The 15843-nt window shown below is 59.0% G+C and carries 16 protein-coding genes; 11 read left to right on the forward strand and 5 right to left on the reverse strand.

Features of this window, described 5'->3' with window-relative positions:
• Positions 1–139: 139 nt before the first annotated feature.
• Both C7H09_RS16670 and rpe read right to left on the reverse strand, forming a co-directional pair.
• Positions 140–829: a phosphoglycolate phosphatase gene (locus C7H09_RS16670; protein WP_106764830.1), complete on the reverse strand. Its 690-nt coding sequence runs from the start codon at positions 827–829 to the stop codon at positions 140–142.
• Positions 826–1512 (reverse strand): ribulose-phosphate 3-epimerase, encoded by a 687-nt coding sequence (rpe, locus tag C7H09_RS16675; RefSeq protein ID WP_106764832.1) that lies wholly within the window; start codon positions 1510–1512, stop codon positions 826–828. The genes C7H09_RS16670 and rpe overlap by 4 nt, the downstream gene beginning before the upstream one ends.
• Before the next feature lie 116 nt (positions 1513–1628).
• Between rpe and C7H09_RS16680 the strand changes: the two genes are divergently transcribed.
• The 3 genes from C7H09_RS16680 to C7H09_RS16690 all read left to right on the forward strand — a co-directional run bounded on the left by C7H09_RS16680 (position 1629) and on the right by C7H09_RS16690 (position 5163).
• Positions 1629–2579, forward strand: a complete 951-nt coding sequence (locus C7H09_RS16680; RefSeq protein WP_106764834.1) for a DUF3530 family protein — start codon at positions 1629–1631, stop codon at positions 2577–2579.
• A gap of 90 nt (positions 2580–2669) precedes the next feature.
• Complete coding sequence (locus C7H09_RS16685) at positions 2670–4235, forward strand: MmgE/PrpD family protein (protein WP_165794841.1); 1566 nt, start codon at positions 2670–2672, stop codon at positions 4233–4235.
• 73 nt (positions 4236–4308) lie between these two features.
• Positions 4309–5163, forward strand: a complete 855-nt coding sequence (locus C7H09_RS16690) for an endo alpha-1,4 polygalactosaminidase (RefSeq protein ID WP_240616626.1) — start codon at positions 4309–4311, stop codon at positions 5161–5163.
• Between the two features lie 98 nt (positions 5164–5261).
• Here C7H09_RS16690 and C7H09_RS16695 read toward each other — a convergent pair whose 3' ends face one another.
• Genes C7H09_RS16695 through C7H09_RS16705 form a run of 3 tightly spaced genes read right to left on the reverse strand, consistent with a single transcriptional unit; the run spans position 5262 to position 7749 of the window.
• The gene (locus tag C7H09_RS16695) at positions 5262–6017 is read right to left on the reverse strand and encodes a DnaJ domain-containing protein (protein ID WP_106764838.1); all 756 of its coding nucleotides are present in this window, start codon (positions 6015–6017) and stop codon (positions 5262–5264) included.
• Positions 6014–6706 carry an N-acetylmuramate alpha-1-phosphate uridylyltransferase MurU gene (murU, locus tag C7H09_RS16700; RefSeq protein ID WP_106764840.1) on the reverse strand — a complete coding sequence of 231 codons (693 nt, stop codon included), beginning with the start codon at positions 6704–6706 and terminating at the stop codon, positions 6014–6016. The genes C7H09_RS16695 and murU overlap by 4 nt, the downstream gene beginning before the upstream one ends.
• Positions 6703–7749 carry an aminoglycoside phosphotransferase family protein gene (locus C7H09_RS16705; protein WP_106764842.1) on the reverse strand — a complete coding sequence of 349 codons (1047 nt, stop codon included), beginning with the start codon at positions 7747–7749 and terminating at the stop codon, positions 6703–6705. The genes murU and C7H09_RS16705 overlap by 4 nt, the downstream gene beginning before the upstream one ends.
• A 294-nt stretch (positions 7750–8043) precedes the next feature.
• Here C7H09_RS16705 and C7H09_RS16710 point away from each other — a divergent pair, with 294 nt between their 5' ends.
• The 8 genes from C7H09_RS16710 to C7H09_RS16745 all read left to right on the forward strand — a co-directional run bounded on the left by C7H09_RS16710 (position 8044) and on the right by C7H09_RS16745 (position 15832).
• Positions 8044–10335, forward strand: a complete 2292-nt coding sequence (locus C7H09_RS16710) for an LPS-assembly protein LptD (protein WP_106764921.1) — start codon at positions 8044–8046, stop codon at positions 10333–10335.
• 55 nt (positions 10336–10390) lie between these two features.
• Complete coding sequence (locus C7H09_RS16715; protein WP_106764844.1) at positions 10391–11734, forward strand: peptidylprolyl isomerase; 1344 nt, start codon at positions 10391–10393, stop codon at positions 11732–11734.
• Positions 11731–12741 carry a 4-hydroxythreonine-4-phosphate dehydrogenase PdxA gene (gene pdxA, locus C7H09_RS16720; protein ID WP_106764846.1) on the forward strand — a complete coding sequence of 337 codons (1011 nt, stop codon included), beginning with the start codon at positions 11731–11733 and terminating at the stop codon, positions 12739–12741. The genes C7H09_RS16715 and pdxA overlap by 4 nt, the downstream gene beginning before the upstream one ends.
• Positions 12738–13568 carry a 16S rRNA (adenine(1518)-N(6)/adenine(1519)-N(6))-dimethyltransferase RsmA gene (gene rsmA / locus C7H09_RS16725; protein WP_106764848.1) on the forward strand — a complete coding sequence of 277 codons (831 nt, stop codon included), beginning with the start codon at positions 12738–12740 and terminating at the stop codon, positions 13566–13568. The genes pdxA and rsmA overlap by 4 nt, the downstream gene beginning before the upstream one ends.
• Entirely contained in the window at positions 13561–14364 is an 804-nt protein-coding gene (locus tag C7H09_RS16730; RefSeq protein WP_106764850.1) for a symmetrical bis(5'-nucleosyl)-tetraphosphatase, read from the forward strand. The genes rsmA and C7H09_RS16730 overlap by 8 nt, the downstream gene beginning before the upstream one ends.
• A 64-nt stretch (positions 14365–14428) precedes the next feature.
• Positions 14429–14749, forward strand: coding sequence for a DUF423 domain-containing protein (locus C7H09_RS16735; protein ID WP_106764925.1), 321 nt, complete (start codon positions 14429–14431; stop codon positions 14747–14749).
• A gap of 16 nt (positions 14750–14765) precedes the next feature.
• Positions 14766–14966 carry a sulfur carrier protein ThiS gene (thiS, locus tag C7H09_RS16740; RefSeq protein ID WP_106764923.1) on the forward strand — a complete coding sequence of 67 codons (201 nt, stop codon included), beginning with the start codon at positions 14766–14768 and terminating at the stop codon, positions 14964–14966.
• A gap of 56 nt (positions 14967–15022) precedes the next feature.
• The gene (locus tag C7H09_RS16745) at positions 15023–15832 is read left to right on the forward strand and encodes a thiazole synthase (RefSeq protein WP_106764851.1); all 810 of its coding nucleotides are present in this window, start codon (positions 15023–15025) and stop codon (positions 15830–15832) included.
• Positions 15833–15843: the final 11 nt, after the last annotated feature.

Raw genomic sequence — 15843 nt, forward strand, 5'->3', positions numbered from 1 at the left:
TGGCTTGCTCAGCCGGTGCGCCATCGCCACCATCGTGTTGCGCGGGTTGTCAGGATGCCTCGCGCTGCAGTCAGATTCAGTCCCTGCACGGCAGGAATCTCCCGAATAAAAAGGTGATTTGTCAGTATTTTTACAGAGGTTACAAAAGCTCGGCCAGGGAATCAACAACTGCATCGGCACCGAGGCTGTCCACCGGGCTGCCAAAGTTGTAGCCGTAGCGCACCGCCACGCAGGGAATGCCTGCGGCCCGGGCAGCGTTAATATCGGCCGCCGAGTCGCCCACCATCACTGTGGTGCCGGGTGTGCCGCCCAGGTGTTCCATTGCGTGCAGCAGAGGCGCGGGATCCGGCTTTTTCACCGCCAGGGTGTCGCCGCCTACGGTCAGTTCGAACCAGCGGTCGAGACCGGTGTGGCGTAACAAGGGCGCGACAAACTGGTCGGGCTTGTTGGTAACAATGGCTAGTCGGCAGCCCTGTTGCTTCAGGTGCTCCAGGCATTCCTGGACACCGTCGAAGACCACCGCATGGCGGCCGTTAATTTGTCCGTAGGCCAGATAAAAGATCGCCAGGGCATCTTCGAACAGGGCGTCGTCTTTCGGCTTGGCCGGTTCCCAGTTGCTATCACCGGCCAGCGCCCGGCGCACCAGAATGGCGGCGCCATTGCCCACCCAGTTGCGAACTTTGTCGAGCCCTGCCGGGGTGCGCCCCAGGTGTTCCAGCATCTGGTCGACCGCGGCCGCCAGATCCGGCGCGCTGTCCACCAGGGTGCCGTCCAGGTCGAACAGGGCCGTGCCCGGCCAGCGGCTGTTGAACAATCCGGCCAGGCTCATGCGCCTGCCGTCCTACGGGCCTGCTCCAGTTCTTCGCGCATGGCCTCGATAGTGGCCCGGTAATCCGGCGTGTTGAAAATGGCGGAGCCGGCCACGAAGGTGTCGGCTCCGGCTTCGGCGATTTCACGGATATTATCGACTTTCACGCCGCCATCGATCTCCAGGCGGATGTTGTAATTGCTGGCATCAATCTTTTTACGGGCTTCGCGCAGTTTGTCGAGGGTTCCGGGAATGAACTTCTGGCCACCAAAGCCCGGGTTGACCGACATCAGCAACACCATGTCGAGCTTGTCCATCACATAATCCATGTAGCTCAGTGGGGTGGCCGGGTTGAATACCAGCCCGGCCTTGCAGCCACCTTCGCGGATCAGTTGCAGGGAGCGGTCGATGTGATTGCTGGCTTCCGGGTGAAAGGTGATGTAGCTGGCACCAGCGTCGATGAACATGCGAATCAGGTCGTCCACCGGCGAGACCATCAGGTGAACGTCGATGGGGGCTGAAACGCCGTGCTTACGCAGAGCTTCACAGACCATCGGGCCGATGGTCAGATTGGGGACATAGTGATTGTCCATCACATCGAAGTGCACCACATCGGCACCGGCGGCCAGCACATTGTCGACTTCTTCACCCAGGCGGGCAAAATCGGCGGAGAGGATGGATGGGGCAATCAGATATGGGTTCATCGGGGCTCTCTCGGGGTTGTGAATTATCGGCCTTGCGGCAATGCTGCTAGTCTATCAGCTTGCCAGCGTTTTTCGCAGCCGGAGATGGAGGGCGAGCATTGGGATATGGGGCAGTGATGTTTGCGTATTTGTGGTTGCTGACCGGCTGGGCGGGTTGGGCGCTGGCCCAGGAGCCCACCTCTGAACCGGAGCCCGCGCTGGAATCGGAGGCCGTGCCTGAAGCTGCGGCGGTTGCGCGCACCGGTGCCTGGAGCGGGCTTGGGCAGGCGGCTCTGGCAGGGCGTTATCTGCAACATGCTGTGTGGCTGGACCTTGAGCAGGATGGGCCCGCACTGGCGCTGTTTCAACCGGAACTATCCAGCCCGGGCCATGGAGCCTTGTTGCTGCTGGTGGACGAAGGGCAAACCGCCGATGAGGGGCTGGCGGGGGCTTTGCGGCAGGCTCTGGCAGAGCGCGGATTTGCCGTGATGACGGTGGCCGCGGGCCTGCCGCCGGAAGCGGTGCGCAGGCAACGTTTGCTGCCCCGGATTGCTGAGCCTGAACCCGAAGCCCTAGCCAGTCCTATGCAAGATACGGCAGGAGCGGCGGCCACAATTGATGTGGCGGCAAGTGGAGCGCTGGATGATGCGGTATCGGCCTATCGCAACCGGGTGAATGCCCTGCTTGCGGCCGGTTTTGCCGAACTGCAACGGCGCGGCTATGAGCGCCCGGGCCTGTCGGGCGTGGGCTGGTCGGCCGATTATGTGGCCAGCTGGGCCAGCGGTAATGCCAGTGTGTCTGGCGTTGTCTGGATTGCACCGCAGTTCGCACTGGCCCGCGAGGCAGAATTGCCGTCTTTGCTGAAGACGGAAAATAACGACGGCGCGGTTCCGGTTCTGGATCTGCAGCCGCCACAGGCCAGAGCCTCCGGCAAGGCCCGGGCGGGGGCGTTTGCCCGGGCAGGCATTGCCAGCTACCAGCGCCAGTCTGTGGTTATGGCCGAGCCCCCCAGGGCCGTAGATGCGGAACGTGTGGCCAGCCGTATCAGTGCCTGGCTGCAGCGCAGGCTGTCGCCTGCCTCGAGGTAGTTGCCTATCCAGGTAATGTTAAACGCATCGGCGCTTCAGCCAAATGGGCGCAATGGCGTTATTGTTCCTTTCAACAAAGGAGAGGTTTCCATGGCGACGACGATTCACAGCGTAAGAGCAGAACACCAGAGCGGCGACCTTGCACGCCACGATCAACTGGCGTGGAAGCTGGCCGAACTGGCCACCCAGGCCAGGTCACGACCGCTTGATGCGGCGTCTGTCGGCATGGCGAAGAACCGCATTATTGACAATGCCGCCATTGCCCTGGGTGCCGCCAACGAGCGAGCCGTTGTGGTAGCTCGTGGCCAGGGGCGGCTGGTTGCCGGTACCGGCAATGCCACGATCTGGGGCCTGAAAGGCGGGTTCCACCCGTTGGCGGCGGCCTTTGCCAATGCCGTGGCGGTTCGCTATCTGGATAATGATGACACGTATCTGGCGGCGGAATACTCCCATCCAGACGACAATATCTCGCCTGTTATCGCGGCGGCTCAGCAAACAGGTGTGTCCGGCGAGGACTTGCTTCGTGGCATCATCGTGGCGTATGAGGTGCACGTTGCCCTTGTCGGTACCGGAAACGGCACTGGCATCTGTCTGCACAAGCACAAGGTTGATCACATGACGCATATCGCGGCGGGCACAGCGGCCGGTATTGCATCCATGCTGGGGCTCTCCACGGAGCAGGCGTATCACGCTATCAACTTCGCTGTGCACAACGCCATTTCCTCACGCCAGTCGCGCAAGGGGGATATCGGGGCCCAGAAAGAATTCGTACCGGGCTTTTCCGCTGAAATCGCGCTCAAGGCCGTGCATCATGCCATGCACAATCTCAAAGGCCCGAACCCGGTTTATGAGGGTGTGGATAGCATCATCCGGCGCTTCCTGGATGGTCGGGACAACCCCGGGGCCGAGTACAGGATTGAGCTGAACGACTCCGTGCAGGCCCCGATGCGCAATATTCTCAAAACCTACCCCAAACAGCACGCCTTCGAATATCAGGGGCAGGCGATCATTGACCTGGCACTGCAAATGCGTGAGCAACTGCCGCGGGATGCCAGTGGTAAGGTCGACATGGCGCAAATCGAAAAAATCGTGCTGCAAACCAGCCACCATACGCATCATGTGATTGGTACAGGTGCCAATGATCCACAGAAGATCGACCCGGATTCCCCGCGCGGTACGCTTGATCACAGCATTATGTTCGCCATAGCACGCTGTATTCAGACCGGGGAATTCCACAAGGATCGCGCCTATCAGATGACAGCAGGTGAGAAGCTTGCTCTGCGCAGCCTGATGATGAAGATCGAGACCCGGTTTGATCAGCACTGGGAAGACCTCTATCACGATCAGGATCCCAATATTCAGGCGTACGGTGGCCGCATGACAATTACAATCAACGGTGGCGATACGATTACAGACGAAAAAAACCGTGCCAACGCCCACCCTGGAGGCGATACCCCATGGCAGCGCCCGGAATACATCGCCAAGCTTGAGGATTACACCGCAGGCCTGGTCAGTGATGCCGAGCGCAACCGGTTCCTGGAGCAGGTCGATCGCCTGGAGCAACTGTCTGGTAAGCAGCTGATGCAGGTGAACCTGGTCGCCGATCAAGGCAGTTTGGTTGTCCCTGAGACCATCGGGATTCTGGATCCACAGTAGTTTTGTTATTTCAGGTTTTGGATCTGGGTTTTTCTGAATGAGATTATGGTTTCAGGTATAAGAAGGGGTTTTAATGAAAGCTCGTTTTGCTTTGGTTTCTGTTCTGATCATGTCGCTATTTGGTGGCTGCGGCGGAAATGGTAATTCACTCAATGGCAATGAAAATGGATTGGATCCAGACGTTGCGCCAATTACGGAAGGTAACTGGTATCGCCCCGGGGTGTTCGTAACATGGCAATGGCAGCTTTCAGGAAATATTAATACCTCGTATGCGGTTGAGATATATGACATTGATCTTTTTAGTGCTTCATCTGAGATAATTCAGAAGATTCAGTCGTCCGGTAAGAAAGTAATATGTTATTTCTCTGCTGGTACTTATGAAGAGTATCGAGATGACAAAGACAAATTTTTACCCGAAGATCTGGGGAATACTGTTGGGGGCTGGGAAAAAGAGCGGTGGCTGGATGTTCGTTCTCCCAATGTTCATCGTGTTATGGAGTCTCGTCTGGATTTGGCAAAAGAAAAAGGATGTGACGGAGTTGAGCCCGATAATGTAGATGGTCATATTAACAAAACTGGTTTTAAATTAACGGCAGCTGATCAGTTGGCATATAATAAGTTCATTGCTAATGAGTCTCATAAGAGAGAGTTGTCGGTAGGTTTGAAAAATGATCTTTCTCAAGTTAATGAGCTTTTGGACTATTATGACTTTGCAGTTAATGAAGAGTGTTTTCAACTTGGTGAGTGTGATGCCTTGTTGCCTTTTATAAGCGATGATAAGCCGGTTTTAAATGCTGAGTATCTGAGAAAGTATGTGGAGAATAAGTCAGAAAGAGAGGCTCTTTGCACTGAATCGATAAATAATCTATTTAGTACCTTGGTGTTGCCGCTAAAACTAGATGATGAGTTCAGGTTTAGCTGCTTATGAATGCATAACAGGTAAAGTGAATGTGGGCGCCAAATTAAACTGGCTTGGGATTGGCCAGGGTGCCTCGTCCGATATAAAAAGCGACTTAAAGTACTCAATCAGAGCATCCGATGTCGCTTGCGAATCAGCTCCCAGGCTTGCTGGTAACGCAACAGGCGATCCTTGGCGCTGGCGATTTCAGACGGGGTCAGTGTCTGCTGGGCCAGCTTGTCGGGGTGGCAGGCGGAAATCTGTTTCCGGTAGGCCCTTTTGATGGTTTCGAGTGAATCCCGGCGGGTAACGCCCAGTATCAGGCACGCCTGTTCGTAGGAGGTTGGTTTCTCGGGCGGTGCGGCATTTCTTATCCAGATCTTGCTGGCGTAGCTGTCGAATATGTCGTCGCTCACCGCTACGGGCAGGCCGATCTGGGTAATGCTGTCTTCACAGCGATAGCGGCGCGCCTTGCCGGGTTGGCCAAGCACCTGGGCGCCGTGGCACAGGCAGATGGCGGTTTTCAAGGCGGGGGTGGGCCAGAACAGGCTGGCGAGGCGAAACCGGAGTGCCAGTCGAAGCGGGAGTTTGCCTGCGTTTTTGCCTTCATGAAACTGACGAATGGCTTTGCGACGTTGCCGGGGTGACAGGCGAAGCGCTTTCATCAAAGCCTCGGCATAGCGAATGTCCGGCTCCAGCACCCGGCCGTCGGCTTTGGCAATGCTGCCCAGGGCGAAAAACAGCGGAGTGCGACACCAGCCCGGCAGGTGAGCACGCTCCAGCAGGGTGTGGGCCTGATGGCCACAGCTGCCAAGTTCCCGCAGCAGCTCCTGGAAAGCAGATTCCATTCGGGCAGGCAGAGAAGCAGGTGTTGACTGGCTCATAAGCGGGCAGACCCCAGCGACAACCGGGCGTCCAGTTCCGCCAGCCGCTCCGGCGTACCGACATCAATCCAGTGGCCGGAATGATACTGGCCTCTTACCCGACCTTTCGACATGGCACTGCGCAGTATCGGGCCCAGTTTGCCAGCATCGTCCTTCAGGCCATCGAACAGGCGGGCATGAAGCAGGCTGATGCCGGAGAAGGTGAGTGACGGTGCTCCTGTGACTGCCAGAATGCCGTTGCTGTCCAGGTGAAAATCTCCGCCCGGATGATGGGGCGGGTTGTCCACCATAACAAGCAAGGCATCGGTGGCTGGCGTGAGAGGAGGCTGCAGGCAGGCAAAATCAAAGTCGGTCCAGATGTCAGCGTTCACCACCAGAAACCAGTCGCTTTCGGGGCCGGTAAGTTTCGGCAGAGCACGGATAATACCACCGGCGGTTTCCAGGGGCTCGCCTTCGCGGGAGTAGCGGATCGACAGGCCGTAGTCTGCGCCATCGCCCAGGGTTTGCTCGATCTGTTCCCCGAGCCAGGCAAGGTTAATGATGACGTGATGGAAACCGGCGTTGTGCAAGCGTTCCAGATGATGCTCGATCAGCGCCTTGCCACCGGCCCGAAGCAGGGGTTTGGGTGTGCTCAGAGTGAGTGGTCGCATACGCTCACCTTTGCCGGCAGCGAGGATCATGGTCTTCATACTGGCTGAGCTTCGGGTTGTGGTAAGGGGCCGATTTTCTGCTCGATGGCGGGTATCACCTTGCTGCATAGCCATTCATGAAAGTGCCGGAAGGCCGGTTGCCGGGCGCTGGCATCGCGGATGTAACTGACCGTACGGGGAATATCTGCCAGATAACCGGTCTTGCCGTCGCGGATGGCCAGCCGCGCAAAAATGCCCGCCGCTTTCAGATGACGCTGCATGCCCATCAGCTCGAACCATTGTCGGAAGCTGTCCGGGTCGGCCCGGTGCAGCCCGGCTGTCAGGCTGGCCTGGCGGAAGTATTCCAGCCATTTGCTAGTCTGTGATTCGGGCCAGCGCACATAGCAGTCTTTCAGCAGTGAGACGATATCGTAGGTTATCGGGCCGCGAACGGCGTCCTGGAAATCGATCACGCCGGGAGCGGTGGTGTTTTCAAACATTAGCAGGTTGCGGGAGTGGTAGTCCCGGTGCACCGTTACCTCCGGTTGGGCCAACGCGCTTTCGCGCAACAGGCCGAAGGCGGTCTCAAGCAGTGCCCACTCCTGATTGTCCAGGCTCAGCTGCAGGTATTGCTCTAGCAGCCAGTCTGGAAACAGGGCCATTTCCCGATCCAGCAAAGCCTGGCTATAGGCAGGCAGGGTATAGTCTTCCGGCTGGCCGAGACGGGCAATGCGAACCAACTCGTCCATGGCCGGGAGGTAGGCTGCCTCCGGGTTGCCTTGCTGCACAGCGGGCAGCATCAGCCGGTCGCCGAAATCTTCGAGCAGCAGGAAGCCCAGGCCGGTATCTTCGGCCAGTATGTCGGGTACCCGTATGCCCTGTTTGCGCCAGTGCCGGGCAATGGCGAGGAACGGGCCGCAGTCTTCCCGGGCGGGTGGGGCATCCATCACGATGAAGGGGGTTACGCTTTTGTCATCCTCCTGCCGGAATACTCGAAAGTAACGGCGGAAACTCGCATCGCCGGAAACCGGCACCGGTGTGGCGGCGGTAAAACCGGGCAGTGTTCGAACCCAGCGGGTCAGTGCATCTAAGCGGTTGTCCATGGTCGGGGCGTCGTTCCTGGATCGGTTGATTATTCCCTGTCGCTGAACCGGGCCTTTCTCACACGGAGTATAAAGAGGCTAAACAGGAATTGCAGCGGGCTTTCCGTTAACAAGCCTGCGAGGCGCGTGTAAACTAGAGAGCCGGCTGGCCAGATGTCATCCCAGCCTCCATTTGCATGAAACAGGAATGTCGCCCGCGTGCTCAGCCTTTTTCCCTTTTCACCGGCCCTGAAGTCAGGGCTGACTGGCATTGTGTTGTCTCTGGCACTGTTGCCAGCGGCTGGCCGGGCAGAAATGGCGAATACCCGCGCGCCCAGTGCTGCGGAAATGGACTGGCACCCCCGCAGCGAACTGCCGGCGGCGGCCCAGGCCGCGCTGCCGGTTTTCTGTGACGGCGGCTATCTGCCCGGTGTCAGTTCGGTTGGTGATATGCCCCTGACAGAACAGCCGGAGACCGACTCTGCGCCGCTGCAGGCCAGTGCACTGAACGCCCGCTACCAACTGGACACCGAGCTCTTCCTGGAGGGGGATGTCCGTTTGCGCCAGGGAACATTTCAGGCCTCTGGTTCGGCGGCACGATTCAACCAGCAGTCCGGCGAGCTGCTCTTGCAGGGGCCTCTGGTGAGCCGAGGCAATGGTTTTTTGCTGACCGGCGAAAGTGCGCTCTATGCCACCGGTTCCGGCCAGATGGATATCAACACCGCCACCTTTTTGTTACACGGGCCGGAGCTGCGGGGGCGGGCGGCATCTCTGTCGCGAGTCGGTGACAACCAGGTTCTGATTACCGACGGCCTAATTACCTCCTGCGGCCCTGCCAGCAACGACTGGGCGGTGGTTGCCTCGGATATCGAGCTGGATCGTGCCGAAGGCTTTGGCAGCGCCCGCCATGTACGCCTTGAGGTACTGGACACTCCGGTGCTCTACTGGCCCTATATTACCTTTCCGATTGATGACCGCAGGAAAACCGGTTTTCTGTACCCGCGGTTCGGCTCCTCCAGCGCGGGCAGTGGTGCCTACCTGGCATTGCCGTACTACCTGAACCTGGCCCCCCATTACGATGCTACGCTCACGCCCCAGTACATCCATGGTCGTGGCTTGTTCACGGAAGCGGAAGGGCGCTACCTGAGCCATTTCGGAGAATCGGTGCTGCAGCTGGGGTATATCCGTCGGGATTCCGATTTCCGCGCGGAAACCCCCGGGGCCGATGGTGAGCGCTGGGCACTGGATTTCAGCACGCGCGCGAGTTTTGGTGCCGGCTGGCGTGGCTACGGTGATTATTCTGTGGTCTCCGACGAGGACTATCTGAGCGACCTGAATCTCAGCCTCGGTATTGATCAGGCGACACACCTGCAGCGCCGCGGTGGCATTCGTTACCAGTCAGAAGACCATTATTTCGATGCTTATCTGAATGGCTATCAGACAATCAAGGAGCGGATTGCAGAAGAGAGCAAGCCTTATGCCCAGTTACCGGAGATTGTTTATGCCGGTACTCTGGATACCGGTTGGCTGGAGGCGAGTCTGGACAGCCAGTACACCTGGTTTTATCGCGACAACGAGACGCTGGCCGGTCTGGATCGGGCCAACGGCCATCGCTGGCGGGCGATTCCCGAAGTGGCATTGCCCATGCATGCACTCTGGGGCTTTAGTCGCCCATCGGTGAGCCTGGATTACACCCGTTACCAACTGGAAGATTACTCGCTCGGCAAGGCGCATTTCGACCGCACGGTACCGGTGTTTGAATGGGACAACGGCCTTTATTTCGACCGTCGCTCACAGTTCCTTGAGATTCCGTATAACCAGACACTGGAGCCCCGGCTCTACTATGCCTGGGCAGATGCCGAGGCGGATCAGAATCATATTCCGGATTTCGACACGGGCATCCGCAGTTTCCGTTTCGAGCAACTGTTCCGGCGCGACCGCTTTACCGGCGGCGATCGTGTGGGGGATGCAAACCAGTTGACGGTGGCCCTGACCAGCCGTTTCAATGATCTGCTGACCGGCGCGGAACGGGCGCGCGTCAGCGTTGGCCAGGTACGCTATTTTGATGATCAGGACGTCAGCCTGTTTGGGGCCGGTGCAGCCGGGCGCAGCCGCTCCCCCCTGGCTGCAGAGCTTGTTCTCAATCCGATTGATTACCTGGAAATCCGCTCCTCCGGGCTCTGGGATCACGAAACACGGGAAACCGAAGAGGGCCGCAGCGAGTTGCTCTTCCATACCGGCGATTATCGCTACCTGGCCAGCCTGGGGCACACCTACAGCCGGGCGGATGATCTGGAGCAGACTGATATGGGCACGGTGTTTCCGGTAACCGACCGGTTAAGCGCCATCGGTCGCTGGGTCTGGGACTCGGGGCTGGATCGCACCGTCGGTACTCTGGCGGGCCTGGAATACAATAACTGTTGCTGGAGTGTGCAGGTGGTTCATCAGAACTATCTAACCGATGATCAACAACTGGATACACGGCTGTTGTTCCGGGTCGAGCTGAAGGGCCTGGGGGGCAGCGGAGGGGCGTCTGACAATATTGCAGATGCCATCTACGGCTATGACGAGCGCGAACGCCGGCGGTTCGGCACCGCTCGACGCTAACTGAACCAGAGGCGGTCTCCCCGGTGGCGGCCGTTTTACCAATCAAGAGGTGATTATGAAGGCGACTGTCCGCCACGGGCTGACCCTGCTGTTAACCATGGCCATGCTGGCTGTGTCGGTAACCGTGCAGGCTGAACGCAAACTGTTGGATCGCGTGGTTGCGATTGTTGATGACAGTGTCATTCTGCAGACCGAACTGGATGCCCGGGTAAATACCATCGTTGGCCGCCTGAGCGCACAGGGAACCGGTTTGCCGCCCAGGGAGCTGCTGGAGCAGCGGGTACTGGAGCAGCTGATTTCAGAATCCCTGCAGTTACAAATGGCAGATCGAATGGGTATGCGTATCAGTGACAACGAGCTGAACGAAACCCTGGCCGGTATTGCCCGCAGCAATGGTCTGACACTGGGTGAATTCGAGGCGCAGCTGGCTCAGGAAGGTGTCAGTTACCAGCAGGCGCGGGAGCAGATCCGTAACGAAATGCTGACCAGCCGGGTTCAGCAGCGCCGGGTTGGCAGCCGGGTGCGGATTACCGAGCGTGAGGTGGATAACTATCTGCAGGCTGAGGATGCGCGCGGTGCCACCGACCCAGAGTATCGCCTGGCCTACATTTTCGTTGAAGTGGATGACCCGGGCAGTGATGCCTCTGTTGCCGGGGCTCGGGACAAGGCGGAGAATCTGCGGGAGCAGATTGTCAGTGGCCGGGATTTCCGGGAAGTGGCGGTTGCCGAGTCAGATGCGAGCAATGCCCTGGAAGGCGGTGACATGGGTTGGCGTTCTGAAAGCCAGCTGCCGTCTCTGGTGGCACCGGTTGTGCCCGGTCTTGCCGTGGGCGAGCCTTCACAGGTTCTGGAAAACAACAGCGGCTTTCACCTGGTGATGGTGATGGACAAGCGCGGTGGCGAGCAGAAGGAGTTTGTGCGCCAGCATCGTACCCGTCATATTCTGGTTCGCCCGTCTGAGGCGGTCACCGATACGCAGGCAGAGCAGCGCATTCGCGATATCTACCAGCAGCTGCAAGACGGCGCAGAGTTTGCCGAACTGGCCCGGGAGCGCTCGGATGATACGGTTTCAGGCTCTGACGGCGGCAGCCTGGGCTGGGTAAGCCCGGGGCAGATGGTGCCTGAGTTTGAGCAGGCGATGTTGCAGGCAGAGGTGGGCGAGTTTGTCGGCCCTTTCCGGTCGCAGTTCGGATGGCACATCCTGCAGGTAGAAGAGCGGCGGCAGCAGGATGTCACCCGTGAAAACCGGCAGTCTCAGGCGCGACAGGCCATCTATATGCGTAAGTTTGATACCGAACTGCAGAACTGGCTTCGTGAAATCCGGGATGAAGCCTTTATCGAGTTCAAGGGCGCCTATGCGGAGTTGAATCCACAGCCCGAGGAAGCGGGCGCATCATGAGTGCACAGCTGGTTTTGGCGGTGACCGCTGGCGAGCCTGCGGGTATCGGCCCGGAGCTGTGCCTGCAACTGGCCGGAGAAGAACGCAGCTGTGGCCTGGTTCTTGTGGCCAGCCGGGAGCTGATGCAAGATCGGGCGAGACAGCTCGGCCTGGCGACATGCCTGCACGATTGGCAGCCGGGCATGCCTGCTGAAAGCCGGGCGGGCCACCTGTCGGTTCGGGATGTATCCGGGTGCCTGTCAACCGAACCTGGAAAACTGGACACCGCTAACAGTCAGTACGTACTGGATACCCTGAGTATTGCGGCCCGGGGCTGCCTGGCAGGCGAGTTTGACGGCATGGTCACGGCCCCGGTACACAAGGGTGTCATTAACGAGGCCGGCATTGCCTTCAGTGGTCACACCGAGTTCCTGCAGGCTCTGTGCGGCGTTGAGCGGGTGGTGATGATGCTCGCCACCGAGGAACTCCGGGTTGCGCTGGTAACCACCCACTTACCTCTGAAAGACGTGTCGGCGGCGATCACGCCTGAGCGATTGCGCCAGGTTACCCGGATACTGGCGGCAGATCTGCGCACCTTCTTTGGCATTGAGCAGCCCCGGATTCTGGTGGCCGGGCTGAACCCCCACGCCGGGGAAGGTGGCCATCTGGGGCGGGAAGAGATCGAGGTGATCGAACCGACCCTGGCGGAGCTGCGCGGCGAAGGCTTGCAACTGATCGGGCCCCTGCCCGCGGATACTCTGTTTACGCCTCACTGGCTGGATAACGCCGATGCGGCCCTGGCCATGTACCACGATCAGGGTCTGCCGGTATTGAAGTTTCAGGGCTTCGGGCGGGCCGTCAACATTACGCTGGGGTTGCCGATCGTCCGCACCTCGGTCGACCATGGCACCGCTTTGGATCTGGCCGGTACCGGTACCGCCGATGCAGGCAGCCTCCGCACCGCCATTCGGATGGGCGAACACATGGCTCGCTGCCGCAAGGCCGCACAGGCCGGAGAATCTATATGAGTAATAAACACGGCCACCAGGCCAGAAAGCGCTTTGGTCAGAATTTTCTGCACGATCCGGGGGTGATTGAAAAGATCGTGCGTTCGATCAACCCGAAGCCGGAAGACGCCCTGGTGGAGATTGGCCCGGGACTGGGCGCCCTGACCGAGGAAATTCTGGCGCTGAACCCCCGCCTGCAGGTGGTGGAGCTGGACCGGGATCTGATTCCGGTGCTGCGGACCAAGTTCTTCAATTATCCGGATTTTTGCATTCACGAAGCCGACGCGCTGAACTTCGATTTTCGCCAGTTGATGACTGATCGGCCGCTGCGCATTATCGGAAACCTGCCGTACAACATTTCCACGCCACTGATTTTTCATCTGTTGGAGCAGAGCGGTGTGGTACAGGACATGCACTTCATGCTGCAGAAAGAAGTCGTGTTGCGGCTGGCGGCAGGGCCTGGCGATAACAACTACGGTCGTCTGGGCATCATGGCCCAGTATTTCTGCAAGGTTCAGCCGTTATTTGAAGTGGGCCCCGGCGCCTTCCGGCCTGCGCCGAAAGTGGATTCGGCCATTGTCCGCCTGGTACCCCATCAGACGCTGCCGCACCCCGCCAAAGATCTGAAAACCCTGCAGTCGGTGGTACGTACCGCGTTCAATGCCCGGCGTAAAACCCTGCGTAAAGCACTGGCCAGCTTGGTGACGGTTGAGCAGCTGCACAGCCTTGAGATCAACGACGGATTGCGGCCGGAAAACCTGAGCCTGGCGGACTACGTAAAGGTTGCCGATCTGCTGGTCGAAAGCGCGGGCAATACCGAAGGCGGTAATGAGGTAAGTAATGACTGACTACGCCATTGGCGACATTCAGGGCTGCTACGACCGGCTACGGGATGTACTGGCCAAGGTGGATTTTTCGCCGTCCCGGGACAGGCTCTGGGTGGCGGGTGACCTGATCAATCGCGGGCCGTCTTCCCTGGAAACCCTGCGCTATATCGAAAGCCTGGGCAGTTCGGCGGTGGTGGTGCTGGGCAACCATGACCTGCACCTGCTGGCGGTTGCGTTGGGTGGTCACAGCCCCAAGCGCAAGGATACCCTGCACGAGATACTGGATGCCCCGGACCACAACCGGTTGATTCACTGGTTGCGCCAGCAGCACCTGTGCGTGCACGACCCGGAACGCAATCTGGTCATGGCTCATGCCGGCTTGCCTCATATCTGGACGGTGTCGCAGGCCACCGAGTTTGCCCGGGAAGTGGAGCAGGTCATCCGTGGCCGCGATGCTGACGAATACTTTCAGGGCATGTATGGCAACTGGCCGGAAGGTTGGTGTGATAGGCTGGAAGGCATGGATCGGTGGCGGGTGATTACCAACTACTTCACCCGCATGCGCTTTATCGCCCCGGATGGCCAATTGGAACTGGCCACCAAGGAATCCGCAGACCACGCCCCGGATGGCTTTGCTCCCTGGTTTACTTACCCGCGCAACGATGACGTGACGGTGATTTTTGGCCACTGGGCTGCCCTTGAAGGCCAAACCGGCGACAAACAGTTTGTTGGCCTGGACACGGGCTGTGTCTGGGGTGGCCTGTTGACCATGATGAACCTGGATTCCGGGGAGAAAATACACTGTGACTGCGCCTGACCAGAGCACACCTGTGCTGCGCTGGGCGTTGGTAGCCGGGGCGCTGGCGGCCCTGCTGGCGGTGATGGCTGGTGCCTTTGGAGCCCACGGTTTACGCGCCATGGTCAGCGAGCGTGCCCTGGAGGTTTTCCAGACAGCCGCGACCTACCAGATGTACCACGCGCTGGCGCTGATTGCGGCTGCACTGATGCCCGCACTAGGCTTGCGGCCTCGGCTACTGGCCGTAGCTTGCGGGTTCTGGCTACTGGGAACTGTGCTGTTCAGCGGCAGTTTGTATTTGCTGGCGCTGTCCGGCATTCACTGGCTGGGGCCGGTTACGCCCGTCGGCGGTGTCTGTTTCATGATTGGCTGGGGCCTGCTGGCCACCGCAGCCTTGAAAAAATAACGGAGGTGTTCCGGTGATTCACGTTCAGGTAAATGGTGATTCCATGCAACTGTCACAGGCGACCACCCTGTCGACCCTGCTAGAACAGCTTGCCCTGGCGGGCAAGCGGGTGGCAGTGGAGGTCAACGAGGACATTGTTCCGCGCAGCCAGCATGCCGGTTATCAGCTTAACGACGGCGATCGGGTGGAGGTGGTGCACGCCATCGGCGGTGGCTGAGTATCCCGCGCCCTCTACCGTTTTCCAGCTCCTTCTTATAACAACTCAGGAACCTTATGACCGAACAATCGCAAATCCAGTTACCCGAAGACAGGCCCCTCGAGATCGCTGGCCGTGTTTATCAGTCCCGTTTGCTGGTGGGCACTGGCAAATATCACGACCTGATGGAAACCGGCCACGCCATTGAAGCCAGTGGCGCGGAAATCGTGACGGTCGCCGTCCGCCGCACCAACCTGGGCCAAAACCCGGATGAGCCGAACCTGCTGGATGTGATTTCTCCGGAAACCTACACCATCCTGCCTAATACGGCGGGCTGCTACACCGCCAAGGATGCGGTACGCACCTGCCGCCTGGCGCGGGAGCTGCTGGATGGCCACGATCTGGTGAAGCTGGAAGTACTGGGCGAACACAAAACCCTGTACCCGAATATGCCGGAAACGCTGGCAGCCGCCGAAGAGCTGATCAAGGACGGCTTCAAGGTGATGGTGTATTGCTCTGATGATCCGCTGCTGGCCATGCGCCTGGAAGAAATGGGCTGTGTTGCCATTATGCCCCTGGGCGCACCCATTGGCTCTGGTCTGGGTATCCAGAATCGCTACAACATCCGGCTGATTATCGAGAATGCCAAGGTGCCGGTGCTGGTGGATGCGGGCGTGGGTACCGCCTCCGATGCCACCATTGCCATGGAGTTGGGTTGCGATGGTGTGTTGATGAATACCGCCATTGCCCAGGCGAAAGATCCGATCCGTATGGCCAATGCCATGCGCCTGGCCATTGAGTCCGGGCGGGAAGCCTATCTGGCTGGTCGTATGCCAAAGAAGCTGTACGCCAGTGCGTCGTCACCGATCGACGGCACCTTCTTTTAAGAAGTTCCTGG

Source organism: Marinobacter fuscus (genome assembly GCF_003007675.1).
Taxonomy (GTDB): Bacteria; Pseudomonadota; Gammaproteobacteria; order Pseudomonadales; family Oleiphilaceae; genus Marinobacter; species Marinobacter fuscus.